Source organism: Thermanaeromonas sp. DSM 22490 (genome assembly GCF_056378755.1).
Genome location: NZ_JBJHHE010000012.1, coordinates 33105 through 58998, shown reverse-complemented (window position 1 = coordinate 58998; position 25894 = coordinate 33105). Strand labels below are relative to the sequence as shown.

Sequence of the window (25894 nt, the reverse complement as noted above, 5' to 3'; positions counted from 1 at the left end):
CACTCCTGTGGTTTTATTTAATGGTAACGGCGTACTACGTTATAAAGGGTGTCGCGCTCCACAGGAATCCTTCCCGCTTCCCGGATTAGGCGCAAGAACTCCTCCGCTGGTTGATATTGGGGCGTTTCGGCTCCAGCATCGTGGGCAATGCGCTCTTCCCGCACCGTACCATCCAGGTCGTCCACCCCAAAGTTTAAGGCAATCTGGGCCACCTTGGGGGTAAGCATTATCCAGAAAGCCTTTATATGGTCGAAGTTGTCCAGCAGCAACCTGGCTATGGCCAGGGTCTTCAAATCGTCGTAGCCAGTGGAAGGGGGCAATTTGGCCAACCCGGTGTTGGCCGGGTGGAAGGGCAGGGGAATAAAGGCCAGGAAGCCTCCGGTTTCGTCCTGAAGGCTGCGCAAAGCCAGCAAGTGATCTATGCGGTCGGCGGGGCTTTCAATATGCCCGTAAAGCATGGTAGCGTTAGAGCGTATTCCCAAACTATGGGCAACAGCGTGAACTTGTAGCCAGCGGTCACCGCTTATTTTCCGCGGGCAGATTTCTTGCCGTATCGACGGATTAAAGATCTCCGCTCCACCACCGGGTAAGGATCCTAAGCCCGCTTCTCTGAGGCGCAGTAACACTTCCTCCAGGCTTAAACCGGATATCTCGCTCAAAAAATCTATTTCTACAGCATCAAAGGCCTGCAGGTGGGCCTGCGGAAGGATTTCTTTTATTATTCTTAGCATGTTTTCGTAATAGCTAAAGGGGAGTTCCGGATTAAGCCCGCCTACAATGTGAATTTCCGTGGGGTTATATTTTTTAAATTGCCGGGCTTTCTCGGCTATTTCTTCCAGGCTTAAAGTATAAGCGCCCTCTGCTTCAGGTGTTCTGCCGAAAGCGCAGAAGCGGCAGAGGTTGCGGCATATGTTGGTATGGTTAATATGGGCGTTGTTGATAAAATATACCTCATCGCCCACCTTCCGGCGCCGGACATAGTCAGCTAAAAAGCCTATAGCTAACAGATCATTGGATTCCATCAAGCGCAGGCCGTCTTCCCGGCTTAACCTTTGTCCTTGGAACACCTTCTCGGCGATATCTCCTAAAGGCCCTCTGAGGATAGCTTCCGCCAGCATTCCCTTCCCCTCTTTAATGTGAGTTGTCACTTTTGCGACGAGCACGGCCGATGTTTTCCGGGCGCAACAGAGTATCTTTGCGCAGTTCCCGGCACCCGCAGGAAAAATCCAGGGGGAGCTCCATCAAAGCCTGGAAGATCAGGCGGGCGAAGGGTTCGGCCTCTTCAAAGAAAATATCTTTTAAAACCTTATGTTCCCAGGGTTTGACTGTACCCTCGGCATAGTTAACTACCAGGTAAATACCGGCATAACAGGCACCTATCTCCCGCGCCAGATAAACTTCGGGGCACAGGGTCTGGCCTACGATATCGGCCCCCCACTGGCGGAAGACTTTAATTTCCGCCTCACTCTCAAAATGGCGGCCATCGGTGACCAGATAAGTCCCCCGGCTAAAAACCCGGTTTAAGGGCTTTGTCCTAGCTACTTTCACCAGGGTCTCATGCAAGGAAGGGCAGATGGGCTGCCGCATTATGCACAGGTAGTCCTCGCTCAAAGCCACATCTCGTCGCAGGGAAAAATCTACATAATCAGTAGGGATGACGATATCCAGGGGGTCCAGAAGGGGGTTAATGCTTCCCACTCCGCCTTCGGCCACGACTTTTTTTACCCCCGCCTGGCGCAATACCCAAAAGAGGCGGCGAGAAGATTCGCCCCACGATACTCCCGGTAACCGACCATGCATTTTGGTGGTCAGCACCAAGCGGGGAGGAGTCGTGGGTAAGGAAAAGAGCTTTAGGGGTGGGCTTGGCCCCCAGGGAGTAGCGTAAACCAAATCTTCCTCTAATACTTCTACCCCTGGCCAACCCAGATCTTCTGGAAGCCTAAGGGAAAAAGTACCCGACCCTCCGATGAAGGCTATAGGAACCTGCGGCATATCTGTCGGTTGCTTACGGCTCATATAAACTCTCCTCTTCTAGTTACTGTACCTCTTTTTCCGTTTTAACGTCAAGAGATCCTATTAAGGTAAAAGAAAAGCGCAAAAGATTTTTGCGCTTAAGCGGGAGATATAAGGTATTTATTTCAGTTACGCCGGAGTACAAGGGTATTAAAAGGGAGGCGCAGCAGGAAGCTGCCTCTTATGCTGGCTGCCGGCCATAAGATGGTTAATGCGTTCGGCAACCGCAGGGGGAGCTTCGCCGGTAAGAAGGTAATGGTCCAGCACAGCATAGGTTAACCCCATTTCTCCTTCGTCGGTTTGTCCTTCCCATAAGCCGGCAGAAGGGGGCTTGTTAATAATTGATTCCGGGATGTGGAGATAAAGCGCGAGTTCTCGCACCTGGGTCTTTACCAGATTGGCCAGGGGTAAAATATCGACACCGCCGTCACCATATTTGGTAAAGTAGCCTACGGCCAGTTCGCTCTTGTTCCCAGTACCGACTACTAGGTAATTCAATTTATTGGCCCAGTAGTAGAGAGTAGTCATGCGCAAGCGGGGTTTAATATTGGCTAGGGCCAGGGAGCGCTCCTGGGGAATGTAAGGGCTGCCCGTTAAGGCTTCTACTAGAGCGTCATAAACAGCGTCTAAGACTATAGTCTTGGTGGGGAGGGACAGGGTTCTGGCTACCAGTTCAGCATCTTCAGCATCCCGCGGATTGCTATAGCAAGGCATGATCAAGCCCAGGCTATTTTCCGGGAAGGCCCGTTTACAGAGGGCAGCTACTACCGCGGAATCAATACCTCCGCTTAAACCCAGTACCACGCCTTGACAACCGCTCTCTTGTACCTTTTCCTGGATCCAGGCAACCAATTTGTCGGCTAATTCCTTCATGTACACCACCCTTTCTGCTTTAAAATAAGAAAAAGCCCCGTGTCCCTGTAACTTTAAAAGACTACCGAGGCCTCGTTGCCTGTTCCCATTATACCGCCCTGTTCCCAAAAGTCAAGGTTTTCCTTGACAAATGACTGTTCCATGTTATGATAGAAAGTAAAAAGTACATAAATAATTGGCGGGTGGGCAAAGATGCTCTCCCCTGTGTGGGCAAAGAGGTCCTGTGCGGCTGGCGTATTTAAATTGCCGGCAACAGGACCTTTGTGTTTTAAGCTTGCTTTTAAGGCCCCAGGCGCTTCTGGTTCCCCTAGACTTAACCCCCATTTTATTTTGGCCAGGCCTGGGGCCTTAAAATATTTACACTAATAAATAATAGGCTTTAATAGTTGGTAACCAGTAATTCAAAAAAGCCACGCGGGTGAGCACATGCGGGACATACCTCTGGCGCTGCACTAGCCTCGTGGATGTAGCCACAGTTACGGCACCGCCAGGTGACTTTTTCTTTCCGCGAGAAGACGCGCCCCTCTTGCAAATTGGCCAGGAGAGCTCGAAACCGATCTTCGTGCCCCTTTTCCGCTCTAGCAATAGCACGGAAGACAGCTGCAATTTCTGTAAAGCCTTCTTCTTCAGCCATCCTGGCGAAGGAAGGGTACATATTAGTGTGCTCGTGATTTTCACCAGCAGCGCTGGAGGCAAGGTTCTCGGCGGTGGAGCCAATGTAGCCTGCAGGGAAGGTGCCGGTAATTTCCAATTCGCCGCCTTCTAAGAACTTGAATAGCCGTTTCGCATGTTCCTTTTCCTGGTCGGCCGTTTCCAGAAAAATGGCAGCAATCTGCTCATACCCCTCTTTCTTGGCCTGGCTGGCGTAAAAGGTATAGCGGTTACGCGCTTGAGATTCGCCGGCAAAGGCCAGCAGTAAATTCTTTTCGGTCCGGGACCCTTTAACAGTACCCATTAAGTTCACCTCTCCAGTATATTAGTGTCCTTTATTCCTGATCTAATAATTTTCGTGACGATAACGTTTTTCCCTGCCAAAGTTAGGAAGTTTGCGCCAAAAAAGACAAAAAGGCGTAGAAGGAGCAGGAATAAGGGGTCTCATGGCGAAATTTAACGATTAATCCACATTTAGCAAGGAGGTATCTAATGATGACTTCTCCCGGGCAGGTTTACAAATGTAACGTATGTGGCAACATTGTCGAGGTACTCCGCTCCGGGGCCGGTACCCTAGTTTGTTGTGGAAAGCCCATGGATATTCTCGCAGAGAACACAGTAGATGCTAGCAAGGAAAAACATGTGCCAGTTGTAACTAAAATAGATGGAGGCTTCAAAGTGGTTGTAGGCTCTACGCCACACCCCATGGAAGAAAAACACTATATTGAATGGATTGAACTAATTACCGACGACCAGATCTTGCGGCAGCCCCTAAGCCCTGGACAGCTGCCAGAAGCCGAATTCTGTACGCGAGCGTCATCCGCAGTAGCACGGGCTTACTGTAATCTTCACGGCCATTGGAAATCAGAGTGATTATAATATTTTGCTCAAACTGAGACCGCTTTTCGAAAATGGGGTGCAGGTTATCAAGGGTAACAAACCCTTACCATGGGCATACATTGCGCGAATGTTGACTGGCTTTATGGGCAGGTACTATCAACCCTACCTGCCCCGTTTTTCCATCCTCTGCACCATCTTGTTCATTCCCCAATAGGTGATCCGGTGTTGGGCGGGGTATAAAGAATTTTTTTTTTAAAGTTGAGAAGGAATCCAAGAAACCTTGTCGAATATAATGTAACATCCTGTACGGACAAGTACGATATGGCACTGACAAGGAAGGGGTCAATTTGATTGAACGCAATTCTGCGGTCCCTCTCTACTATCAAGTAGCCAATTATCTTAGGGAACAGATTCAAAAGGGGATTTTAAAACCCGGCGATCGAATCCCATCGGAATGGGAACTAGTGAAAGAATTTAACATTAGCCGCCAAACGGCAAGGCAGGCTATTGCTGAACTGGTTGTTGAAGGTTGGATCTTTCGGCGGGCAGGCAAAGGAAGCTTTGTGGCCACTCCCAAGATAAGCAGCCAGTTAAACACTATGATAGGCTTTTCGGAAAAGATGGCACAACAAGGCTTTCGCGTCAGCACGCATATCATTTCTGCGGGAGTGGTCTCTGCAACTAGTGAGGTAGCAAGTAATCTTGAGGTGGCTCCAGGAGAAAAAGTTATCGAGATTAGGCGCTTACGTTTGATTGATGAACAGCCGGCGGTTTTACAATGGTCCTATTTACCTTTCGCCAAGTGTGCTGCCGTATTGGAAGTTGATCTAAGCGTAGAATCCTTGATTAAAACTCTACGTCAAAAGTGCGGTATAAGGCTCGTACGCTCGAGAGAGACTGTACAGTCAATAGTGGCAAAAGGTATGGAAGCGAAGCTGTTAGGTGTTAAGGAAGGAGAGCCCTTACTGCTTGTTGGAGGCGTGCTTTACGCCGAGGACAACGAACCTATTAGGTATGGAAAGGGGTTATATCGCGGCGATATGTTTAAACTCACAGTTGAAAACTATGAAATTGTTGGTCAAAAGTCGAGTTCAGAGGCTATATAGGGGGGCATGCTTGTGCCTGAAGTTGTAACCCTGGGAGAAACCTTAGCGGTATTAGTAGCCGCTTCCCCCGGTCCACTGCGTTACAGTACCCACTTTGAGCTACGTACTGGAGGGGCCGAATCTACGTTTGCCGTTGGTATTGTTCGCCTGGGTCATAGCGCAGGCTGGATTAGCCGACTTGGGAACGACGAGTTTGGCAAATTGATCCTCGCGGTGATAAGGGGGGAAGGGATTGATGTGTCCCAAGTTAAGATAGATCCTGAAGCTCCTACAGGCGTATTTTTCAAAGAGCGGCGTGAAATAGGAGAAAGCCGGAATTATTATTACCGACAAAACTCAGCAGCTAGTAGAATGACGCCCGAAGACATTAACCCACAGTATATATGTGAAGCGAAGTATTTGCACCTCACAGGTATTACTGCTGCCCTTAGTGCTTCCTGCTTGGCAACGGTAGAACGAGCCATGGATATTGCGAAAGAAAACGGTGTCTTAATCTCTTTTGACCCTAACCTTCGGTTAAAACTATGGAAAAAGGAAAGAGCTATTTCTATTCTTCTCAATCTAATTAGAAAAGCCGATATTCTTTTGCCGGGAATAGAGGAAGCCCAAATATTGCTCGGCGAAAGCGAGCCGGAAAAGATCGTTAAGCGTTTTCTTGAGTTGGGTCCGAGGGTTGTGGCATTAAAGCTTGGGTCAAAAGGCGCTCTGATTGCTAGTGCGAATCAGGAAGTTTATGTACCCTCCTTTCCGGTAGAGCGTATTGTGGATCCATTTGGTGCCGGTGATGCTTTTGCTGCAGGCTTCATAACGGGGTTACTAGAAGGTTTAAGCTTGGAGGAAGCTGGGAGGATGGCTAATGCCATGGGTGCTCTGGCTTTAGGTGTTACTGGAAATATAGAGGCGCTGCCGTATCGCGATGAGCTAATCGCTTTTATGAGTGGCAACTCAACAATTATCAATCGATAAATTGATTCATTTAAGGGGGTTCTTATTAATGCAAAAACATCATATTGAAGGAATTCTTCCGGCATTAGTAACACCTTTTGATGCGGAAGGAGAGGTGTACGTTGAAGGTTTAAAACGTTATGTTGAACACTTGATTAACAAAGGGGTACATGGTCTTTTTGTCTGTGGGTCTTATGGCTCAGGGCCTCTTATGACTCCAGAGCAGCGGATGCAAGTGGCAGAGACAGTAGCTGAAACGGTTAACGGCCGAGTAAGTATTGTGCTTCACATAGGAGCTGCAGATACCAAAACGACGCTGCGGCTGCTAAGGCACGCGGAGGGTCTTCGGGTAGACGCGGTCGCTGCTGTGACACCATTCTACTACCGCCATACCAAGGGGGCTATTATCAATCATTACAGGCGGCTTATCGAAGCCTCAAGCTTACCTGTAATTGCTTATAACAATCCCAAGTACGCGCATTATACCATAACTCCTGAAGTACTTGCGGAACTGGCCGAATATGGTCTTGCTGGAATTAAGGACAGTAGCGGCGATATTGCTCTCTTCTATAATTTTATAGCCGAGGTTAAGAAGCCAGGTTTTGTCTTCTTAATTGGGTCGCAGACCCACTTGGTGCCGGCTATGATTGGCGGGGCTTCGGGCTGTGTTTCGGGTCTTTCCAACGCCTTTCCGGAATTTATCATCCATATCTATGAACTTTGCCGACGGGGCGAATACGAAGAAGCGGGTAAATCACAAAAGAAGGCCAACTTGCTCAGGAAGGTCACTGGAGAAGGGATTCCTGTTCCTTTCTATCACGCCGTCATGCGCATGTTAGGGATAGACATCGGTGTACCTAAAGCTCCGTTTGAGCCTGTTTCCGAAGAAGAGTACCAGCGTATTCGGAAAACACTTATTGAACTTGGCATGTTGGAACAGCAGTGAAGCTAGGTGGGGAGGAGTATTCGTGGAGAGTAAAGGGATCGATGAAGTAAAAAGAAGTATTCCATGGATAGATTTACTACTCTCATTGAGCTGCTGGTTACTGGCGGTTTACATCTTGCTGGCGGTAAGGCATTTTCCGCGCCTTACCGCGGCAGTGGAAGTTGTAGGTTCAGACTTTGTTCCTAAGCTCATTGCTTACTGTTTGATTTTTTTGGGAGCATGGCTATTAGTTACTTCCGTTCTGCTTTCGAGAGAAGAAGTTGCTAGAACGGAGATCGACACAAACAAGCTAGAGAGAATATTGTTACTAGTAGTTATATTGAGTTTTAAGACACTTTTACCTGTACTTACGTTTATACCTAGCACCTTTCTGTTTGTGGCAATTTGCCTAAGGTTGTTTGGCGAGCGATCCTTAAAAAGCATCGTAATTATAAGTGTGATAACTACCTTAAGCCTGTACTATGTCTTTCATTCGTTGTTACGGATTCCCTTGCCGTGAAGGGGTGTTTGTGATGGAAACAGTATGGTCGTCATTAGCATCTATTTTCGGTAGGCCGGAAGTCTGGCTTTACACTTTGCTGGGCACTGTGGGAGGTATTATAGTAGGGGCCATACCAGGTTTAACAGCAACAATGGCAGTAGCCGTACTCATTCCTTTTACCTTTCGTCTAGAGCCGCTAGTTGGTCTGGCAACGTTATGCGGTATCTACGTTGGTGGCATATACGGTGGCTCTATAAGCGCTGTCCTATTGCGGATTCCAGGTACTCCGTCTTCTGCCTTCACTACACTGGATGGGTACCCCATGGCGGTACGGGGGGAGGCCGGACGGGCGATTAGCATATCGACGACTTCCTCATTTATCGGCGGGTTGGTATCTATAATATTCCTTATTGTTACGGCACCATTCATAGTAAAGGTAGCCCTAAAGTTTGGTGAACCGGAATTCTTTGCCATTGCAGTTTGGGGACTTGCATCTGTGGCAGACGTTACTGGCAAGAAGCTTATTTACGGGTTAATTTCAGCAGTATTTGGCGTTTTTTTAGGGACTATTGGCCTGGATCCCATGACAGGTGCTCCGAGGTTTACTTTCGGCTTGGAAAATTTACAAAGCGGTCTAGAGTTTGTACCGATAATGATAGGACTATTTGGCCTGTCTGAGGTATTGAATCAACTTGGTCGAACGGAGACAGGGCAAAGGGCTACCCAAAAAATAGGTAGCCTCCTCCCAACATGGGCGGACGTCAAAAGGGTTTGGCGTACATGGGTCAGAGGAACGCTTATTGGCATCTGGGTGGGTGTGCTGCCAGGAGCCACGGGGGGCGCCATGGGTTCAATGATGGCCTACAATGCGGAAAAGCGGGTTTCAAAACACCCTGAGGAATTCGGCAAGGGAGCTCCTGAAGGAATTGCAGCTTCGGAGTCGGCTAATAACGCTACAGTAGGCGGTAGTCTTGTCCCATTGCTAACACTGGGCATTCCTGGAGATACAATTACGGCATTGATGATAGGGGCATTTATGATGCATAACCTGCGTCCTGGTCCTTTGCTTTATGAACAAAATCCTCAACTTGTTTACGGCATATACGGGTCGCTTATTCTGGCGCATTTCTTCTTCCTGATCCTGGGTTTAGCAGCTGCTCGGGTGTTTGCCAAGGTCCTTAATATACCTCAACCCATTTTACTGACCTTGATCGTGACTTTCTGCACGCTGGGTTCTTATGCGGTAAGTAATGATGCTTTCAATATTGTTATTATGGTCCTATTCGGTATCATCGGCTTTATTATGGAACGTATAGAGATGCCTGTTACGCCTATGCTTATAGGTTTAGTGCTTGGGCCCATGGCCGAAAGTAGCTTGCGAACTGCATTAAAGATGTATGAAGGCGACGTTTCGGTATTATTTACACGACCCTTCAGCTTATTCTTTTGGGTTCTTACGGCTGCTATGTTAATCATACCCAGACTACAGGAGGTGAGGAGAAAAACGCGAACTGGGGCTGTTAAAAACTAGAGTGAAGTAAGTGAATGCGACTATTGCGCGGAATTTTGGAAGTATAACATTTACAACATAACAGGAGGTTGGTAACGACGATGCTTAAAAGGATTGCACTAGCATTAGCGTCAGTAGCTCTTTTGGGAACCGTGTTAATCTTGGGCGGTTGTGCCACCAAAGAAAAATCCTTTCCTCAGAGAGACGTTACAATCGTGGTGCCCTTCGGTGCGGGAGGCGGAACCGATCAGGTAGCCCGGGTACTTGGAGACCTTGTGGACAAGGCTATCGGGCCTGCAGTTGTGATTGTAAACAAGCCTGGGGGAGCAGGAGCAGTTGGCCTTGCTGAAGTTGCTAAAGCGCAACCCGATGGATATACCTTGGTACTAATGACTTCGAACATTTCCACGCTTAAGTGGACAGGTCACAGTAAGCTGACCTACAAGGATTTTGAACCCATTTGTGCTGTTAACTACGATGCGCCCGCTCTTATCGTTAGGGCTGATTCACCATGGAGGTCCTACGAGGATTTTGCTAAGACGGCAAAGGAACGTACTGTGCGTGTAGCCACCGGTGCTCCAGGTGGGTTGTGGCAGGCTGGTGCTTTGGCCTTGGCCAAGCGTGCGGGTCTAAAACTCAATGTGGTGCCAGAGGAACAAGGCGGGGCACCTGCAGCAATAAAGTTGCTTGGTGGCCATGTAGAAGCTATCGTAGTCCCCCCTAACGAAGCAGCCTCTCAGATTGAAAGCAAGCAATTCCGTGTACTGGCGGTAATGGCGCCGGATAAAAACCCTCTGGCTCCAGACGCTCCAACTTTCAAAGAGCTGGGTCTTGATCTTGATATCCGGTCAGTAAGGGGTTTTCTAGCACCTAAAGGAACGCCCGCGGAGGTAATAAAGAGCCTTGAAGCGCTATTTAAGACTGCTTGGAATAGTAAGGAGTACCAGGACTATATGAAGAAAACGGGATCTAATGCCATATGGATGGGTACCCAAGAATACATTTCCCATCTGACTTCAGAGTACGATAAGTATCATTCGCTGCTTAAGGAAACCGGATTGGCCAAGGAATAAAAAAGCAAGGCACCCGGCGGGATACCACCGGGTGCCTTGCTTAGAAGCTTTTAGGGAGAGACGGACATGAAAACGGTGCTTGTAACAGGTAAAATTGCGGAGGCTGGGCTGAGGAGCTTGAAAGAATTTGCCGAAGTTAAAGTTCTCGAACATCCTACCCATGAACTAATTGGGGAGTGCATTGCAGGTACCGATGCGGTACTACACAAGATAGGTAAACTAACAGAGAATGTTCTTAAGAAGGGTGAAAAGCTCAAGATAATAGCCAGGCACGGTGTCGGTCTTGATGATATTGATGTATCCTATGTGAAACAAAACAACATATGGTTAACGACAACGGTTGATGCCAACACGAACGCAGTAGCCGAGTACACTATTGGGCTTATTATAGCTGTAGCTAGAAACATTGTTACTGCTCATCTTGACCTTTCTTTGCGGAAGAAGTGGGACCGGGAGAGTTTGATGGGAGAAGAGTTATGGGGCAAAACGTTGGGGTTAATAGGCTACGGTAGAATAGGGGAAAGAGTGGCTGAACTGGCGCGAGGTTTTGGGATGCGAGTTGTGGCGCATGATCCCTACAGGAGGAAGAGCGAAGTAAGGGCAGTTGAGTTCTTAAGTTTAACAGATACAGTCCGTGAGGCTGACTTTCTATCGATTCATTGTCCGCTTACGGAGGAGACGAGGGGTTTGATTAACAGGGAAGTGCTATCATTTATGAAGCCCACAGCATTCCTGATAAATACAGCGCGCGGAGGCGTCGTAGAAGAAGAGGCTCTCATAGAAGTAGTGGAGAAGCACAGAATACGGGGAGCCGCCCTAGATGTTTACTCCATAGAACCGGTCGATATGCGTAGTCGACTGCTAGAATTGGAAAACGTGATAACTACACCACATATCGCCGCAATGACCAAACAAGCTCAAGAAAAGATGGCGATAATGGCCGCAGAAGAAATAAAACGGGTATTAGTAGAAGGGAAAAAGCCACTTTTTCCGGTTTTGTAGAAAGTGGGGGATATGTCATTATGGGTAAGCACATAACTATCAAGTTTGATACGCTTCACCAATTTTGTGTTGAGGCTGTTAGAGCCGTAGGAGCTAGAGAGGAGATAGCGCGAATTGTCACAGACGTGCTGCTGGAAGCCGATTTAAGAGGAATAAACTCTCATGGCATATCGCGCCTGCCCGTCTACATCAAGCGTATTAAACTTGGGTTGATGGATGCTGATGCCATGCCAAGCATAGTAAGGGAAAATCTTTGTACCGCGCTCCTTGATGGAAATAATGGGTTTGGCCAAGTAGGGGCGTTTAAAGGAATGGAGTTGTGTATAAAAAAAGCAAAGGAAACTGGGGTTGGTATAGTAGGAGTACGTAATACTAATCATATAGGCATGGCCGGTTATTATGCTATAATGGCCATGAGGGAAAAAATGATAGGAATGGTACTCGCCAATGCTTCTGCACATATGCCGGCGTGGGGTGGACTAAAGGCATGTTTGGGGACAAATCCCATAGCCATCGCTATTCCTGGGGGAAAGCAGCCTTCGGTGGTACTTGATATGGCGACAAGTGCCGCTGCACGAGGTAAGATTATCATGGCCGCACGGCGTGGTGAACGTATACCCCTTGGCTGGGCGATTGATAAAGAAGGCAATCCTACACAGGATGCCAACAAGGCGCTAGAGGGGTTTATATTGCCGCTTGGGGGACCAAAAGGTTATGGGTTATCTCTGGTAATTGACATTCTTGCCGGCGTCCTGACGGGGGCTTTATTTGGTAGCAATATTCCGTCCATGATTAGCGATTGGACACGACCACTGAATTGTGGTGTATGGCTGCTCGCCTTTAGGATAGATAACTTTATGAATGTTGAAGAATTTACAGGACGCTTTGATGCCTTAATAGCAGATATTAAGGATTCGCCGCTTGCACCAGGTTTCGAGAAGATATACGTTCCTGGTGAAATGGAAATGGAGACTCGAGAAGAACGCTTGCGCTCCGGGATTCCACTTGATGAAGAAGTTGTGGAGGAGCTTAAGATAGTCTCGGAAGTTACGAAAGTACCTCTTAACGTGGGGTAAATTATTTGTGTACTCACTAAATCTTGACACGGGCATAGAGCCCAGGTTTTCTTGACAAATGACTGTTCCATGTCATGATAGAACTAAAAAAATATAGCTGATTGGTGAGGAAAGGCGCTCCCGCAGCGTATGGGCAAGGAAGTCCCTGTATTGCTGGCATTTTATCCGCTGGCAGCAGGGGCTCTATTTTTTTAAAACTTGATTTTGAGGCCTTGCGCTCTCCTGGTCCCCTCGTTCTTGGTCTGGCTGGCGTAAAAGGTATAGCGGTTACGCGCGTGAGATTCGCCAGCAAAGGACAGCAGTAAATTCTTTTCGGTCCGGGAACCTTTAAACAGTACCCATTAAGTTAACCTCTTCAATTATGTTGGTTTAGTTAATTTTACCCTACGAGATTGATTCGCCATTATTGGGATTTTTCCCTTATAGGTCTGCTTACGGCAGGTGTTAAGTTTTACTGAACGGGGATTACCCCCCTTTTTCTCCGCTTTTTCGCCGCTTCTACTCCGCTTTTGTGACCAATTTCACAATGAAGTATAATTTAATTTAGTTGACTTCCCAGATAGGAAATGCTACGTTTAACCTTTGGGTTTAAGAGGAGTTTGAGAGGAGTCTGGGAAAAAGTGTCGAATGCAATTATAAAGGCAGGGGTCGTGCTGAAAGGGAGTGGTCGTTTGCTGGCGAGGAAGTTTCAGTATCGCTTAGTGAAATTAGGTGCCCGACCCTACCGGAGTTTTCCTTTGAAACGTAAATCCTATCAGTACAAAAATTTGAGATTCCAGTCTTATTCTCTAAAAAGCCTTGTGTGGCGTGAATATCACTTATTGGACAGGGAGGAGGAGCCTTATGCAGGAGGAAGTATTGCGGACAGCAATTTTGCGTTCCCAGGCCTTGAGCCAGATACTGGAGAGGGATATCAATGCTCTTTTGAACTTGAAGCCGACAAATTTGCTTCAGAAGGAAGAGATGGTGACACTGGTAGAGCAAGCAAAAGACGAAAAGTCCGGTCTGGAGATCAAAGCGATAAATGAAAACTGGAAGGTATGGGGCCAGGCATATTCCAAGGTATTACAGAAGTTCCAGCAGATGCAGGATAAGTACGGAGAGAAAGAAATAGGCGAGCTATTCGAGGAAGTGCACAACAAAATGGTCGCTGAGGGAAAATCGTCAAGTGGAGAACAGGCCTCCGGGAGCACCTCGGTATAAGTAGATTTTTTCTGGGAGTTGAACCCATTAGCTTTATACATCGTTTTATGGACGAAGAAGTCAGGCGTTTTGCGTGGGGTCACCGGTTGCTCAGGCATGACTACGAGACGGCTAGGACCTTTTCGCAGCTTTACCGCAGAGAAGGCCTGGAAGAGCAGGCACTGCTGGAAGTCGCCTTACACATAGCGGCGGACTACTGGATAATTTCCCAGGAAGACTACGAGATTATGAAGTCTCTATACCCGGGCAAGCCTCGGAGAAGGCGTAACTAAATGAGTGCAGGGGTGGAGGACCACCCCTGCTTTTTTAAGCTTCGCGGCTACCCCTTTCAATTTCTAACCCTCAAGCAGCATTGAACTCGGCCGCGTACTTCAGGATACGGGCAAGTATCTCTTCCCGTTTGGCATTAATGGCGTCAAAATTCATGGCCGGGATATAAAAGCTCTCCATGTAGTCGTGGGTAAGGTTGGCTTTTTTATTTCTTCGTTCAGGGCTGCTAACCGCTGCTCCAGGAACTCCAGGTGCTCCATTTGTTGCTTTAATATAAGCCGGGTGGGTTCTCCTGTCTACCCTTGCAGGGCTTTCTCTAATTCTGGTATCTTATTGCGCAATCTTCCTTTGGCCATCTGAGCCAGTTCTGCCGGGTCTTCGTTCCCATTAATTATCGCTTTTATTATTTGCTGTCCTGGGGTGCCCATGATATCCGTGGCTACGGAACTTAATTTGATATTGATGTTTTCCAATTGCTTTTGAATCCTTTGAACCTCTCGCCGGTGTTCGGCTTGGAGGCCTTCCCGGTACCTGGTTAACTCCCTTAAGCGTTCAGGGTTGATCATTAACAACACTGGTATGTGGCTTTTCAGTATGTTGTATAGGGGCTTCCAGTATACTGCCGTGCTTTCCATGGCTACCGCCGTACCCCGTTTTTTAAAAGCCATTCTCGCAATGTTATTAAGTCTTCCGTCATGGTGCCAAGGCTCTTATTTCTTGTTGTGTCTTTTTTTCTCCCGGCGTGATCAGGCACGCTACTATTGTTTTTGCCGACACCCAGCCCACAACAGCGCTCATACACTACTTCCATCGCGCTTTCCTTCTTAACTCCCTTGCCCTGGTTCCTTTTGATTTTTTAAAATTACTGCCATAAGACACCTTATTGTTTAAGAATCTCCTCCTCGTGCTGGGCCTTTTTAGCCTGCTTTACAGTTTGTGGTGCCTGCAGGCGTCTGGATCAGACTACAATACGGGCACCCACCCAAGAAAAATCCGACCCGTTTCATGGCCGTGGTTTTATATTATCTTAACTCCTTTCATGGTTCGTGGAGGGGGCGCCAGCCCCCACACGCGTGACTACCATGAACAACATTGATACCTTCGCGTATAATATAGGGACAAGGAGATGCCAGCGAGTTCCTGGAGAAAGTCCTTGCCTTTGCTAGGTGGAAGGAGAACAAGTGCGTGAGGCGTTAGTTTGTCCCTGCGAATCCCTATGCTATTAACTCCAGGGGAGTTTCATAGAGTATTCGGGCAGAATTGTGCGAGAAACCCAGAAATTTATGCTTGGTGTCTAACATTACGGGAATCAGCCCCATTGACAATCAACCTAACATTGTGTATGATATATCCAGCACGCAGACAACTGGTGAAGAGATAGAGAGGAATATTCAAAGGCAAAGGCGCCTGTTGGAGAGGAGGTTCTCTCCAAGAGGCGTTTTGTTGTTTCAGCTTTATTGGCTATCGAAATCTATGGTCCGACGCCGGACGAAAGGTAAGGGCGCCTGGGGTGAAAGTACTTGACCGAGGTGCCCTTTCTTATTTGCAAAGTATAGAAACAACGTCCCGGGACGAATAGGCGCCGTTCGAAACGGGGCGATGAGTATAGATTTTGAGCAATTGCACTTTCTCAAAAAGACTATAAACAAAGACTATAAACATCTTTCAATACAGATTTTGAAGGAGGGATTAAATTTGTTAAGGTATAGCAATAACAAATTGAAATTTAAGACCTTGGCAATGCTTTTTGTCTTAACTATTATCTTGACTTCAATCTTATCAGGATGCGGGGCTACAAATAAACGGGAAAAAACTGGCGAGTTAAGTGATGCAACTACAATCAAAGTAGGTATTTTGCATTCGTTGAGTGGAACCATGTCCATTAGTGAAACATCTTTGCGTGACGCTGAGCTAATGGCTATTGACGAGATCAACGCAGCCGGTGGTGTATTGGGTCGTAAAATTGAACCCATAGTAGAAGACGGGGCCTCCGACTGGCCTACCTTTGCTGAAAAAGCGAAAAAGTTACTTGAACGGGATAAAGTAGCTACAATCTTTGGATGTTGGACATCAGCAAGCCGTAAAGCTGTACTCCCTGTAGTAGAGAAGTATAATGGCCTGCTATGGTACCCAGTACAGTATGAGGGACTAGAATCCTCACGTAATATTTTCTATACAGGTGCGGCCCCCAACCAGCAGATTGTTCCTGCTGTAGAGTGGCTACTTAAGCAGGGTAAGAAGCGGTTCTTCTTATTGGGATCGGATTATGTCTTCCCACGAACGGCTCATAAGATTATCAAGGCCCAACTTCAGGCCGAGGGAGGTACTGTAGTTGGAGAAGAATATACCCCATTAGGACATACTGACTATAGCACCATAATTAATAAGATTAAGGCTGCAAAACCGGATGTAATCTTCAATACTTTAAACGGAGATAGCAATGTAGCTTTCTTTAAGCAACTCCAGGCTGCTGGTATTACGGCAAATGATATCCCCACCATGTCAGTAAGTATTGCTGAAGAAGAGATACGAGGTATTGGCGCAGAATACATGAAAGGGCATTATGCCGTATGGAACTACTTCCAATCTACAGATACACCGGAGAATAAGGAATTCGTGAAAAAGTATAAGGCTCGCTACGGGCAAGAGCGGGTTACCGACGATCCCATTGAGGCGGCCTACTTCCAGGTTTACTTGTGGGCCAAGGCAGTAGAAAAAGCAGGTTCCACTGATGTAGACAGAGTTCGTGAAGCGGCTAGGGGGCTTGAATTTAAGGCTCCAGAGGGATTGGTACGGATTGATGAAGAGAATCAGCACACATGGAAAACAGTCCGGATTGGTCAAATTACCGAGAACGGTCAATTTAAGGAGTTGTGGAGTTCAGGTGAGCCTGTGAGGCCCGACCCCTATTTGGAGGGATATTCGTGGGCGAAAGGACTAGTACAGGGTAAGTAATTCAAAGTATCCTTAAGCAGCCAGTAGATAAGTCAGCTACTGGCTGCTTAAGTAAATAATTTTAGCGATCGTTTGTACTGGCGGAAGTTGTTTACAGGGAAAGGAGTAAAAAGCGTGGACGTTTGGTTATTACAGATTTTTAACAGCCTTAGTGTGAGTTCTATCTTATTGCTCATTGCTTTGGGTCTCGCTATTACTTTCGGGCTGATGAATGTCATCAACATGGCCCACGGTGAACTAATCATGATTGGTGCTTACGTGACGTATGTGGTACAAATAATCTTTGCCAAGTATGCTGTGAATAACCTTGATCTTTATTACTTGGTAGCTATTCCTCTCTCATTCTTGATAGCTGCATTTGTTGGCTTCTTGTTGGAACGGGGTTTAATTCGCTTTTTATACGGACGACCCCTGGATACTCTGCTGGCTACCTGGGGTGTTAGCCTCATTCTTCAACAAATAGCCCGTGATATTTTTGGAGCCCCGAACGTCGAAGTAAGCACGCCGCATTGGCTAAAGGGTGGTCTTGAACTTTTAGATGGCCTGCAACTTCCTTATAACCGAATATTTATTATCGTGCTTGCTACAGTGTGCCTAATAGGTATCTATTTTTATATGTATCGCACGGCCAGCGGTTGTAAGATGCGGGCAGTGATGCAGAACCGCGCTATGGCCGCTTGTTTGGGGATCCCAACAAGGAAAGTCGATGCCTATACATTCGCGATAGGTTCTGGGCTGGCGGGGGTTGCTGGTTGCGCTTTGTGCCTTTTGGGGCCAATCGGCCCTTCTATAGGTACTTATTATATTGTCGATGCGTTTATGGTAGTAGTGCTAGGAGGCGTTGGCAAGCTAATTGGTACTGTTGCCGCAGCTATAGTTATTGGCGTATTAAATACTACGTTTGAATTTGGAAGCACAGCTACCATGGGCAAGGTACTTGCACTCTTAATGGTAATGGCTTTCTTGCAATGGAGGCCTTCAGGGTTAGTATCTTTAAAGGTTCGTACCCTTGATTAAGTGGGGGAGGAAGAAACATGATAACAAGCATTAAGAAAGTGCAATTAGATAGAGAATGGCTCTTCTTCGGATTAATTGGAGCTGTCTTGTTCTTAGCTCCAATTCTTCTATCCGAGTTTCGCCTAAACTTGCTGGCAAAGTTTTTAACCTATGCAATCATTGCGCTCGGCATAGACTTGCTTTGGGGGTATTGTGGATTGTTAAGTTTAGGACAGGGCGTATTTTTCGGGCTCGGGGCCTATTCTATGGCTATGTATCTAAAGCTGGAGGCTACCGGGGATGGGCTGCCAGATTTTATGGTCTGGAGCGGGTTGACGGAACTTCCCTTTTTCTGGAAGCCCTTTAACAATTTCTGGTTTGCACTAGGAGCGGCGATTATAATTCCTGCTATGGTTGCAGCATTAATGGGGTTTGTTGTATTTCGAAGCCGGATCCGCGGCGTATATTTCTCCATACTTACACAGGCTCTTGCCCTTATAGTTACAATTCTGTTAGTGGGCCAGCAACCATATACAGGTGGAACAAATGGTATTACTAACTTTTTAACTCTCCTTGGTTTTTCCTTGGCAGATAGTTCTACCCAGACCATACTTTATTTTGTCACAGTAATTTGCCTTGGCTGTATTTACCTGTTATGCCGGTGGTTAACCAGTTCAAGATTTGGCAAGATATTGATTGCCATTAGAGACGCGGAGAACCGTATTAGATTTTGTGGTTATGACCCGGTAAAGTTTAAGGTTTTTATCTTCGCCCTTTCTGCATCTTTGGCTGGGTTGGCAGGAGCACTTTTTGTACCTCAAGTTGGTATTATATCTCCGGCCATGATAGGTGTAGTGCCTTCCATTGAGATGGTGATATGGGTAGCTGTAGGTGGTAGAGGAACCTTGTACGGAGCTGTCCTTGGAGCCTTGTTAGTTAATGGTGCTAAGAGTTACTTAAGTGAGTCCTTCCCAGATGCATGGCTTTATTTACTGGGATTGCTGTTTATAGCCGTTGTCTTATTAGTTCCGGATGGGATAGTAGGTTTCTTTACGAGATGGCATAAGGGTCGGACAGTAAAACAGTATTCTCCTTCGGGAGTTGGGATACAAGTGCGAAGCCATCCTCAATTGTCTAGGAAATGAGGTGAATGTCTATGGCTGGAACAGTCATATATGTGGAAGACCTCACTGTGACTTTCAATGGGTTCAAGGCCATTGATAAAATGAACTTTTGTATGAATTATGGCGAGCTTCGGTTCTTGATTGGACCGAATGGGGCTGGCAAAACAACGCTCCTGGACGTTCTAAGTGGAAGGTTAAAGCCAACAAGCGGACGCGTCATTTTTAAAGAGGATATTGATATAGTAAAAAAGCAGGAGCACGAATTGGTTCTACTTGGCATTGGTAGGAAGTTTCAAACGCCATCAGTTTTTACAGATCTGACAGTTTTTGAAAACCTGGACCTGGCCTTACGCCGGAAAAAAGGAATTTTACCCGCTTTATTCCATAAGAGTACTGAAGCAGAAGAGGAAAAGATAATGTCAACCTTGGAAAGTGTGGGATTGGTTGAAAAGATGCACTTAAAAGCTGGTTTATTATCCCATGGTGAAAAACAACGTCTTGAAATTGGCATGCTGTTGGTTCAAGAGCCAGAATTATTACTGCTCGACGAGCCCGTAGCAGGATTAACGAAGGATGAAAGGCAAAAGATGGGTGAACTTCTTCAGAATATATCTAGGAAGTGTTCCATTTTGGTAGTCGAACACGATATGGGATTCGTAAGGCAGTTTGCGCGACGTATTACTGTAATGCACGAAGGCAAAGTACTAAGCGAGGGGAATATCACCAAGGTACAAAGTGACCCGAAGGTAGTTGAAGTATATTTGGGACGGGGTGGTAATAAGCCATGTTAGATGTGGAGCAATTAACAGTTTCATATGGGGAAAGTATCGTTTTAAATGATATCCACCTGCAGGTTCCAGACGGCGCCATCGTTGCTATCATAGGGCGTAATGGTGTGGGTAAGACTACTCTGCTAAAAAGTATTATGGGGTTGCTTGATATTAAAGAAGGCAGAATTATTCTGGCCGGGGAAGATATTACTACTTACTCGACGGATGAAAGAGCCAGGCGTGGTATAGGTTATGTTCCGCAGGGGAGAGATATTTTCCCCTACCTAACGGTTTACGAAAACCTTGTAGTTGGCCTCGATAAGCGGCAGAGTTTTATGTTAGAAGAAGTTTTAAATTTTTTCCCGATGTTAAAAGGATTATTATCTCGCATGGGTGGAAATCTTAGTGGCGGTCAACAGCAACAACTGGCTATTGCTAGAGCATTGGTTAGAGAGCCGAGGCTCTTGCTTTTAGATGAACCTACAGAAGGTATCCAACCGTCTGTGGTAATAGAAATTGAAAGGGTAATTAAATCGATCAACAGAGAAAAAGGAGTATCCGTTCTACTGGTGGAGCAATATTTAGATTTCGCCCTAACAGTCGCAGATTATATATACGTTATGGAGAAGGGACAAATTGTTTTGCAGGGGCCAACAAGAGAGATAAGATCCGAAAGTCTAAAGGAGTACTTGGTAATCTAGGTATTTTGCCAAATTAAGCAAAAGGGGGGAATCTTAAATGCATTTAACGCCGCGAGAGCAGGAAAAGCTACTTATCTTCCTGGCGGGAGAGCTGGCCAGAAAACGGAAGGACCGTGGTTTGAAACTCAATTATCCCGAGGCCGTTGCTCTCATTAGCGCAGAAATTTTGGAGGGGGCTAGGGAGGGGAAAACAGTGGCTGAGTTAATGCGGCTTGGTGCTCAGGTACTTAAAAAGGAGGATGTTTTGCCAGGGGTAGCAGAGATGATTGAAGAGGTTCAAATAGAAGCGACATTTCCAGACGGCACTAAGCTGGTCACTGTCCACAATCCTATAAGGTAAAAACCGAGTATGAAACCAAGGTAGGGATCAAAAAGGTAGGGATCAATATGAAGCCAGGCGAGTATGTTCTCTCGGATACACCTATTATTTGCAATAACGGGCGCTATACAGTGACTATTACGGTAGCTAATACCGGTGATCGACCGGTACAGGTCGGCTCTCATTTCCATTTTTTTGAAGTAAACCGGGCATTGAGATTTGACCGGGGTAAGGCCTTTGGGATGAGACTAAACATACCGGCAGGTACAGCAGTACGCTTCGAGCCGGGGGAGGAGAAAGAGGTTACCCTAGTGGCTATAGGGGGCCTCAGGACTATTTACGGATTGAACAGGCTAACCGAGGGAACGGTTGACCAGGAAAGGCGTAAAATTCAGTGCTTAAGAAAGGCCGAGCAGTTGGGCTACTGTAGGGAGGTTAAGGAAAATGGCACTGAGGTTGAGTAGAAGGGAATACGTCGACATGTTCGGCCCAACCGTTGGTGATAAAGTCCGGCTGGCTGATACAGAATTGTTTATTGAAGTTGAAAAAGATCTCACCGTGTATGGAGATGAATGTAAATTCGGTGGTGGAAAAGTAATTCGCGACGGTATGGGGCAGTCAGCAAGGTTGACGAGAGCTGCTGGTGCGTTAGATCTGGTTATTACAAATGCTTTGATCGTTGACTACTGGGGTATTATCAAGGCAGATATTGGTATTAGGGACGGTTTAATTGTGGGTATCGGGAAAGCCGGTAATCCCGATCTTATGGAAGGGGTCGATCCTAATTTAGTCATCGGAGCCAGTACTGAAGTTATCGCTGGGGAAGGTTTAATTGTTACGCCTGGCGGAGTCGATACCCATATTCACTTTATTTGTCCACAACAGGTAGAGGCTGCGCTTTTTGCTGGAATAACAACGATGATCGGTGGGGGGACAGGTCCAGCTACCGGTACCAACGCTACCACCTGTACTCCTGGTCCATGGAATTTACATCGCATGCTGGAGGCGGCGGAGGCATATCCAGTAAACATAGGTTTTCTAGGAAAGGGAAACGCTTCTTTCCCAGAGCCGTTAGTAGAACAGGTAAAGGCAGGTGCTATAGGGTTTAAACTTCACGAGGACTGGGGTACGACACCAGCCGCAATTGATTGTTGTCTAAAGGTAGCTGACGAATATGATGTGCAGGTGGCCATCCACACCGATACGTTGAATGAGGCTGGGTTTGTAGAAGATACCATTGCGGCCATTAACGGTCGTACTATTCACACCTACCATACTGAAGGAGCGGGCGGGGGGCACGCGCCGGACATTATTAAAATTGCCTCCTATCCAAATGTGCTTCCTTCTTCAACTAATCCTACGATGCCATATACGATTAACACTATGGAAGAGCACCTAGATATGCTAATGGTGTGCCATCATCTGGATAGCAAAGTGCCTGAGGATGTAGCATTTGCTGAGTCGCGGATCCGGCCCGAGACGATTGCTGCAGAAGATGTATTGCATGATATGGGCGTCCTTAGTATGATGAGTTCTGATTCACAAGCCATGGGTAGAGTCGGGGAAGTAATAATACGAACCTGGCAAACAGCAGACAAGATGAAGAAACAACGAGGGCGTTTACCGCAAGAAGTGGGCGATAATGACAACTTTCGGGTAAAGCGCTATTTAGCCAAATATACTGTCAACCCAGCTTTGACTCATGGTATTGCCAAATATGTAGGCTCGATAGAGGTGGGTAAGTTAGCGGATTTGGTATTATGGAAGCCCAAGTTTTTTGGGGTCAAACCAGAGTTGGTGATTAAAGGAGGGATGATTGTCATGGCACAAATGGGAGATGCCAACGCGTCAATCCCCACCCCACAGCCTGTTTTAGGCAGGTTAATGTTTGGTGGATACGGACGGGCAAAGTACAGCACTTGCTTAACCTTTGTTTCGAAATATGCTTTTGAAAGTGGTATTACGGAGAAGCTTCAGCTTCAAAAGAAAGTCGTACCAGTAGGAAACTGCCGCACCCTGACAAAGAAGCAGATGGTTCATAATGATGCTACACCGGTGATTGAAGTAGATCCCGAAACGTATGAAGTAAGGGTAAATGGCGAATTAATCACTTGCGAGCCTGCAAGGGAATTGCCGCTGGCTCAACGATACTTCTTGTTTTAGTGGATTTGCGGGGTGGCGGTGCGTGATTATTAACAAGATAGTGGGTAATATAAGAGACTTTCCTTACGACCATCGTCGAGTCGAGAGACTTTCTTTAAGTTGGGACGAACTCGGGAAAAGAATAATCCGAAAAACAACGAATGCAGGTACGGATATAGCTTTGATACTGGCTGAGACAGGGAGATTGCATGATGGTGATATTATTTACGCTGACGAGGAAAAACTTATTCTCGTAGAATTAAGGCCTCTTGACGCCATTGTAGTTAGGCCGAAGGATCTTTTTGAAATGGGACGTCTCTGTTATCTCCTTGGAAACCGCCATTTACCTATCTTCATCGAAGATAAAGATGTTATCACTCCCTATGATCCTGTAACATGGGATTTCTTGTGCCGGAGTGGATTCGATATGGAGAGATGCGAACGGAGGGTGTCACATGCTTGCTGGCTATCAAGGCACCATCACTGATTCGGCATTTCTCTGCGCTTTACAAGTAGCAGACTCCCTTTTTCCTATTGGAAGCTTTAGCCACTCTTACGGTTTGGAGACTTATGTGCAGGAGGGTGTAATTACTTCTGCATCAACCTTAAGAGAATTTATGTCGACATACCTACATTATGTATTGGCCCATACAGATTGCCTGGCAGTTTATTTAACCCACAAGTATGCTATTGTCCGTGACTTTGATTTAATAGTTCGTCTAGACCAGCTTATGAGCGCTTTGAAGAGCAGTTATGAAGTTAGAGAGGCCAGTACCAGGATAGGCAGGGCGATGTTAAATATTGCTCAGCAACTTTGGGTTTCTCCTTTGCTAGAAAAGTATTCTGTGGAAGCAAGTAGGGGTGTTGCGCACTGTAACCATGCTGTCGTCTTCGGTCTGATCATGCAGATCATTGGATTGCCCCCTCTGCAGGCCAACCTGGTTTTTCTGTACAATACTGCCGCTAGCATGGTCAATGCAGCCATCAAGCTAGTTCCGCTTGGACAGAGGGAGGGCCAGAGCGTTCTTTTTTCTCTTCACCCATTAATTATTGAAACCGCGAAGAAGGTGCTTGAGCTTGAAGAAAGGGACTTAGGAGCGTTTGCGCCGGCTCTTGAGATAAGGTGCATGGCACACGAAAGACTTTATACACGGTTATTTATGTCATAAAAAAGTAGTATCGGGGGTAGTAATATGAAACCAGTTAGAATAGGAATAGGGGGGCCTGTGGGCTCCGGCAAAACCCTTTTAATTGAAAAAATTACACGTAAATTGGTAAATGATTACAGTATGGCGGTGGTAACTAATGATATTTACACCAAAGAAGATGCCGAGTTCTTAATCAGAAATGGCGTTCTGCCACCAGACCGTGTTGTCGGAGTAGAAACGGGAGGATGTCCACATACAGCGATTCGTGAGGATGCTTCAATGAATTTGGAAGCTATTGATACATTAGTAAAAAAGTTCCCAGACCTTGATCTGATTTTCGTAGAAAGCGGTGGTGATAACCTGGCTGCTTCCTTTAGTCCCGAACTTGTTGATTTCACCATTTATGTGATCGATGTGGCGGCTGGAGATAAAATTCCCCGGAAAGGAGGGCCGGGGATAACCAGGTCAGATTTGCTGGTGATTAATAAGATCGATCTGGCCCCCTTTGTTGGGGCTAGCCTGGAAGTAATGGAACGGGACGCGCGTAAGATGAGGGGAGACCGGCCTTTTGTTTTTACAAATTTAATTAATGAGACCGGATTGGAGAAGGTTATTGCCTGGATAAGAAAGAATGCTCTTCTTGAGGACCTACGATGAGTAAGGAGATGCTTACCCCCCTTTCAAGCGCATTGCGCATAGGGAAACAAGGACACCTTTATATCAAGTTATCTCATAAGGAGGGCTTCACGTATATTGCTGATAGCTATTGCGTGGCACCCCTAAAAATTGCCAAGCCCTTTTATTTGGATTCCACTGGGGAGATATTTATTTATGTCATGAACCCGACCGGTGGGATGGTACAGGGAGATCGCTATCGTATGGATGTTCTCTTGGAGCCAGGTGCGCAAGCATTTCTCACTTCCCAGGCTGCTACAAAAATATATCGTATGGAATATGATTATGCTGCTGTAACTGAATGCTTTAAGGTTAGCGAAGGTGCTTTATTAGAATATTTTCCCGATCCGGTTATACCGTTTGCGGGATCTTGTTTTGTTGGCGAAACTGAAATAATACTTGAGAGAGGCGGTAGCGCTCTTATTGGTGAAATATTGTTTCCAGGGCGGCTAAAGAGAGGAGAGATATTCCAATATGATTTTTATAGCAGGAGAACAAAGGTTTTTTACCAAGGGGAGCTAGTTTATTATGATTTTCTTGACTTAAGGCCGAGGGATAAAAAAGTTGATGTATTAGGCATATTTGAAGGTTACACCTATTATGGACAGCTTACCATTTTTTCAAGTGGGGTAACCAGGGAACTCAGCGATCTTTTGCATTTTACCTTACAGGATACTTCGGGATTAACGGGTAGTGCCTCTTTGACCCAGAAGGACGGCATTATTGTTCGCATTCTTGGCTCAAATAGTATTATGCTGGCCAGTGCTTTGACCAAGTGCTGGGATATAGCGCGGAAATTTCTGTTAGGCCGACCCGCTCTCAAAATAAGGAAGTATTAAGATGAACGTTGTTCCGTTCGTCGTAGATTTTCCTGGTCGCCGTTTTCTGGATTTTTAAGCGGTTTTTACGGTGAAGGATGGTGGTGGTGTGGGGGACGGGGGTTAGCCGCCCCCGTTGACCCGATTGCCAAGACAAGAACAAACGTTTATGGTGGTGCAATCCCCAAAGCTCCCTTTCCAAAGTGCGGGGCAAAGAAAGAACAAGCACGGTGTTCTTTAGTTTTTTGTCGAAAAGT

The 25894-nt window shown here is 46.5% G+C and carries 28 protein-coding genes and 1 pseudogene; 23 read left to right on the top strand and 6 right to left on the bottom strand.

From position 1 onward, the window contains the following. Nucleotides 1-17: 17 nt before the first annotated feature. The 4 genes from mqnE to rbr form a co-directional block, all read right to left on the bottom strand. Nucleotides 18-1118: an aminofutalosine synthase MqnE gene (gene mqnE, locus AC1BI1_RS09225; RefSeq protein ID WP_476716990.1), complete on the bottom strand. Its 1101-nt coding sequence runs from the start codon at nucleotides 1116-1118 to the stop codon at nucleotides 18-20. A gap of 13 nt (nucleotides 1119-1131) precedes the next feature. Further along, complete coding sequence (locus AC1BI1_RS09220) at nucleotides 1132-2016, bottom strand: MTAP family purine nucleoside phosphorylase (RefSeq protein WP_476716989.1); 885 nt, start codon at nucleotides 2014-2016, stop codon at nucleotides 1132-1134. A 147-nt stretch (nucleotides 2017-2163) separates the two neighbouring features. Beyond that, entirely contained in the window at nucleotides 2164-2886 is a 723-nt protein-coding gene (gene nadE, locus AC1BI1_RS09215; RefSeq protein ID WP_476716988.1) for an NAD(+) synthase, read from the bottom strand. Between the two features lie 379 nt (nucleotides 2887-3265). Then, the gene (rbr, locus tag AC1BI1_RS09210) at nucleotides 3266-3841 is read right to left on the bottom strand and encodes a rubrerythrin (protein WP_476716987.1); all 576 of its coding nucleotides are present in this window, start codon (nucleotides 3839-3841) and stop codon (nucleotides 3266-3268) included. 191 nt (nucleotides 3842-4032) lie between these two features. Between rbr and AC1BI1_RS09205 the strand changes: the two genes are divergently transcribed. From AC1BI1_RS09205 to AC1BI1_RS09165, 9 genes are all read left to right on the top strand, one after another. Next, nucleotides 4033-4410, top strand: a complete 378-nt coding sequence (locus AC1BI1_RS09205) for a desulfoferrodoxin (RefSeq protein ID WP_476717032.1) — start codon at nucleotides 4033-4035, stop codon at nucleotides 4408-4410. Between the two features lie 314 nt (nucleotides 4411-4724). After that, nucleotides 4725-5483 carry a GntR family transcriptional regulator gene (locus tag AC1BI1_RS09200; protein ID WP_476716986.1) on the top strand — a complete coding sequence of 253 codons (759 nt, stop codon included), beginning with the start codon at nucleotides 4725-4727 and terminating at the stop codon, nucleotides 5481-5483. Between the two features lie 12 nt (nucleotides 5484-5495). Next, a complete protein-coding gene (locus tag AC1BI1_RS09195; protein ID WP_476716985.1) occupies nucleotides 5496-6449 on the top strand; it encodes a sugar kinase in 954 nt (317 codons plus the stop codon). Between the two features lie 28 nt (nucleotides 6450-6477). Then, on the top strand, nucleotides 6478-7374 hold the full coding sequence (locus AC1BI1_RS09190; protein WP_476716984.1) for a dihydrodipicolinate synthase family protein: 897 nt from the start codon (nucleotides 6478-6480) through the stop codon (nucleotides 7372-7374). A 22-nt stretch (nucleotides 7375-7396) separates the two neighbouring features. Beyond that, complete coding sequence (locus AC1BI1_RS09185) at nucleotides 7397-7873, top strand: tripartite tricarboxylate transporter TctB family protein (protein ID WP_476716983.1); 477 nt, start codon at nucleotides 7397-7399, stop codon at nucleotides 7871-7873. A gap of 13 nt (nucleotides 7874-7886) precedes the next feature. Next, a complete protein-coding gene (locus AC1BI1_RS09180; RefSeq protein ID WP_476716982.1) occupies nucleotides 7887-9386 on the top strand; it encodes a tripartite tricarboxylate transporter permease in 1500 nt (499 codons plus the stop codon). A gap of 80 nt (nucleotides 9387-9466) precedes the next feature. After that, the gene (locus AC1BI1_RS09175; RefSeq protein WP_476716981.1) at nucleotides 9467-10438 is read left to right on the top strand and encodes a tripartite tricarboxylate transporter substrate binding protein; all 972 of its coding nucleotides are present in this window, start codon (nucleotides 9467-9469) and stop codon (nucleotides 10436-10438) included. Nucleotides 10439-10504: 66 nt separating this feature from the next. After that, a complete protein-coding gene (locus AC1BI1_RS09170) occupies nucleotides 10505-11440 on the top strand; it encodes a hydroxyacid dehydrogenase (protein WP_476716980.1) in 936 nt (311 codons plus the stop codon). A gap of 20 nt (nucleotides 11441-11460) precedes the next feature. After that, on the top strand, nucleotides 11461-12516 hold the full coding sequence (locus AC1BI1_RS09165; protein WP_476716979.1) for an Ldh family oxidoreductase: 1056 nt from the start codon (nucleotides 11461-11463) through the stop codon (nucleotides 12514-12516). A gap of 227 nt (nucleotides 12517-12743) precedes the next feature. Here AC1BI1_RS09165 and AC1BI1_RS09160 read toward each other — a convergent pair. Next, nucleotides 12744-12851 (bottom strand): annotated as a pseudogene (locus AC1BI1_RS09160) (rubrerythrin family protein); the annotation flags it as partial. A gap of 508 nt (nucleotides 12852-13359) precedes the next feature. On the opposite strand from AC1BI1_RS09160, the gene AC1BI1_RS09155 reads away from it, so the two are divergent. Both AC1BI1_RS09155 and AC1BI1_RS09150 read left to right on the top strand, forming a co-directional pair. Continuing rightward, complete coding sequence (locus tag AC1BI1_RS09155; protein WP_476716978.1) at nucleotides 13360-13719, top strand: hypothetical protein; 360 nt, start codon at nucleotides 13360-13362, stop codon at nucleotides 13717-13719. An 86-nt stretch (nucleotides 13720-13805) separates the two neighbouring features. Then, nucleotides 13806-13991 (top strand): hypothetical protein, encoded by a 186-nt coding sequence (locus AC1BI1_RS09150; RefSeq protein WP_476716977.1) that lies wholly within the window; start codon nucleotides 13806-13808, stop codon nucleotides 13989-13991. A gap of 294 nt (nucleotides 13992-14285) precedes the next feature. Here AC1BI1_RS09150 and AC1BI1_RS09145 read toward each other — a convergent pair whose 3' ends face one another. After that, complete coding sequence (locus AC1BI1_RS09145; RefSeq protein ID WP_476716976.1) at nucleotides 14286-14657, bottom strand: hypothetical protein; 372 nt, start codon at nucleotides 14655-14657, stop codon at nucleotides 14286-14288. A gap of 1072 nt (nucleotides 14658-15729) precedes the next feature. Here AC1BI1_RS09145 and urtA point away from each other — a divergent pair. From urtA to AC1BI1_RS09085, 12 genes are all read left to right on the top strand, one after another. Further along, nucleotides 15730-16944, top strand: a complete 1215-nt coding sequence (gene urtA, locus AC1BI1_RS09140) for an urea ABC transporter substrate-binding protein (protein ID WP_476717031.1) — start codon at nucleotides 15730-15732, stop codon at nucleotides 16942-16944. A 114-nt stretch (nucleotides 16945-17058) separates the two neighbouring features. Then, nucleotides 17059-17961, top strand: a complete 903-nt coding sequence (gene urtB, locus AC1BI1_RS09135; RefSeq protein WP_476716975.1) for an urea ABC transporter permease subunit UrtB — start codon at nucleotides 17059-17061, stop codon at nucleotides 17959-17961. 17 nt (nucleotides 17962-17978) lie between these two features. Then, a complete protein-coding gene (urtC, locus tag AC1BI1_RS09130) occupies nucleotides 17979-19085 on the top strand; it encodes an urea ABC transporter permease subunit UrtC (protein ID WP_476716974.1) in 1107 nt (368 codons plus the stop codon). A 5-nt stretch (nucleotides 19086-19090) separates the two neighbouring features. Next, nucleotides 19091-19855, top strand: a complete 765-nt coding sequence (gene urtD / locus AC1BI1_RS09125; RefSeq protein ID WP_476716973.1) for an urea ABC transporter ATP-binding protein UrtD — start codon at nucleotides 19091-19093, stop codon at nucleotides 19853-19855. Then, entirely contained in the window at nucleotides 19849-20535 is a 687-nt protein-coding gene (gene urtE / locus AC1BI1_RS09120) for an urea ABC transporter ATP-binding subunit UrtE (protein ID WP_476716972.1), read from the top strand. Before urtD ends, urtE begins: the two co-directional genes overlap by 7 nt. 37 nt (nucleotides 20536-20572) lie before the next feature. Continuing rightward, nucleotides 20573-20875 carry an urease subunit gamma gene (gene ureA / locus AC1BI1_RS09115; protein ID WP_476716971.1) on the top strand — a complete coding sequence of 101 codons (303 nt, stop codon included), beginning with the start codon at nucleotides 20573-20575 and terminating at the stop codon, nucleotides 20873-20875. A 47-nt stretch (nucleotides 20876-20922) separates the two neighbouring features. After that, nucleotides 20923-21318, top strand: coding sequence for an urease subunit beta (gene ureB / locus AC1BI1_RS09110; RefSeq protein WP_476716970.1), 396 nt, complete (start codon nucleotides 20923-20925; stop codon nucleotides 21316-21318). Beyond that, nucleotides 21299-23017 carry an urease subunit alpha gene (gene ureC, locus AC1BI1_RS09105; protein WP_476716969.1) on the top strand — a complete coding sequence of 573 codons (1719 nt, stop codon included), beginning with the start codon at nucleotides 21299-21301 and terminating at the stop codon, nucleotides 23015-23017. The genes ureB and ureC overlap by 20 nt, the downstream gene beginning before the upstream one ends. Nucleotides 23018-23039: 22 nt before the next feature. Beyond that, the gene (locus tag AC1BI1_RS09100) at nucleotides 23040-23483 is read left to right on the top strand and encodes an urease accessory protein UreE (RefSeq protein WP_476716968.1); all 444 of its coding nucleotides are present in this window, start codon (nucleotides 23040-23042) and stop codon (nucleotides 23481-23483) included. Next, nucleotides 23452-24165: an urease accessory protein UreF gene (locus AC1BI1_RS09095; protein WP_476716967.1), complete on the top strand. Its 714-nt coding sequence runs from the start codon at nucleotides 23452-23454 to the stop codon at nucleotides 24163-24165. The genes AC1BI1_RS09100 and AC1BI1_RS09095 overlap by 32 nt, the downstream gene beginning before the upstream one ends. A 24-nt stretch (nucleotides 24166-24189) precedes the next feature. Beyond that, on the top strand, nucleotides 24190-24801 hold the full coding sequence (gene ureG / locus AC1BI1_RS09090; RefSeq protein ID WP_476716966.1) for an urease accessory protein UreG: 612 nt from the start codon (nucleotides 24190-24192) through the stop codon (nucleotides 24799-24801). A gap of 179 nt (nucleotides 24802-24980) precedes the next feature. Then, on the top strand, nucleotides 24981-25658 hold the full coding sequence (locus AC1BI1_RS09085) for an urease accessory protein UreD (RefSeq protein ID WP_476716965.1): 678 nt from the start codon (nucleotides 24981-24983) through the stop codon (nucleotides 25656-25658). Nucleotides 25659-25894 lie beyond the last annotated feature (236 nt).

Bases quoted from the DNA above. Each gene is read 5' to 3' on its own strand.
- mqnE (WP_476716990.1), bottom strand. From the start codon at position 1,118: ATGCTGGCGGAAGCTATCCTCAGAGGGCCTTTAGGAGATATCGCCGAG.
- AC1BI1_RS09220 (WP_476716989.1), bottom strand. From the start codon at position 2,016: ATGAGCCGTAAGCAACCGACAGATATGCCGCAGGTTCCTATAGCCTTC.
- nadE (WP_476716988.1), bottom strand. From the start codon at position 2,886: ATGAAGGAATTAGCCGACAAATTGGTTGCCTGGATCCAGGAAAAGGTA.
- rbr (WP_476716987.1), bottom strand. From the start codon at position 3,841: ATGGGTACTGTTAAAGGGTCCCGGACCGAAAAGAATTTACTGCTGGCC.
- AC1BI1_RS09205 (WP_476717032.1), top strand. From the start codon at position 4,033: ATGACTTCTCCCGGGCAGGTTTACAAATGTAACGTATGTGGCAACATT.
- AC1BI1_RS09190 (WP_476716984.1), top strand. From the start codon at position 6,478: ATGCAAAAACATCATATTGAAGGAATTCTTCCGGCATTAGTAACACCT.
- AC1BI1_RS09180 (WP_476716982.1), top strand. From the start codon at position 7,887: ATGGAAACAGTATGGTCGTCATTAGCATCTATTTTCGGTAGGCCGGAA.
- AC1BI1_RS09175 (WP_476716981.1), top strand. From the start codon at position 9,467: ATGCTTAAAAGGATTGCACTAGCATTAGCGTCAGTAGCTCTTTTGGGA.
- AC1BI1_RS09170 (WP_476716980.1), top strand. From the start codon at position 10,505: ATGAAAACGGTGCTTGTAACAGGTAAAATTGCGGAGGCTGGGCTGAGG.
- AC1BI1_RS09165 (WP_476716979.1), top strand. From the start codon at position 11,461: ATGGGTAAGCACATAACTATCAAGTTTGATACGCTTCACCAATTTTGT.
- AC1BI1_RS09155 (WP_476716978.1), top strand. From the start codon at position 13,360: ATGCAGGAGGAAGTATTGCGGACAGCAATTTTGCGTTCCCAGGCCTTG.
- AC1BI1_RS09145 (WP_476716976.1), bottom strand. From the start codon at position 14,657: ATGGCTTTTAAAAAACGGGGTACGGCGGTAGCCATGGAAAGCACGGCA.
- urtA (WP_476717031.1), top strand. From the start codon at position 15,730: ATGCTTTTTGTCTTAACTATTATCTTGACTTCAATCTTATCAGGATGC.
- urtC (WP_476716974.1), top strand. From the start codon at position 17,979: ATGATAACAAGCATTAAGAAAGTGCAATTAGATAGAGAATGGCTCTTC.
- urtD (WP_476716973.1), top strand. From the start codon at position 19,091: ATGTCTATGGCTGGAACAGTCATATATGTGGAAGACCTCACTGTGACT.
- urtE (WP_476716972.1), top strand. From the start codon at position 19,849: ATGTTAGATGTGGAGCAATTAACAGTTTCATATGGGGAAAGTATCGTT.
- ureA (WP_476716971.1), top strand. From the start codon at position 20,573: ATGCATTTAACGCCGCGAGAGCAGGAAAAGCTACTTATCTTCCTGGCG.
- ureB (WP_476716970.1), top strand. From the start codon at position 20,923: ATGAAGCCAGGCGAGTATGTTCTCTCGGATACACCTATTATTTGCAAT.
- ureC (WP_476716969.1), top strand. From the start codon at position 21,299: ATGGCACTGAGGTTGAGTAGAAGGGAATACGTCGACATGTTCGGCCCA.
- AC1BI1_RS09095 (WP_476716967.1), top strand. From the start codon at position 23,452: ATGCTTGCTGGCTATCAAGGCACCATCACTGATTCGGCATTTCTCTGC.
- ureG (WP_476716966.1), top strand. From the start codon at position 24,190: ATGAAACCAGTTAGAATAGGAATAGGGGGGCCTGTGGGCTCCGGCAAA.
- AC1BI1_RS09085 (WP_476716965.1), top strand. From the start codon at position 24,981: ATGAACCCGACCGGTGGGATGGTACAGGGAGATCGCTATCGTATGGAT.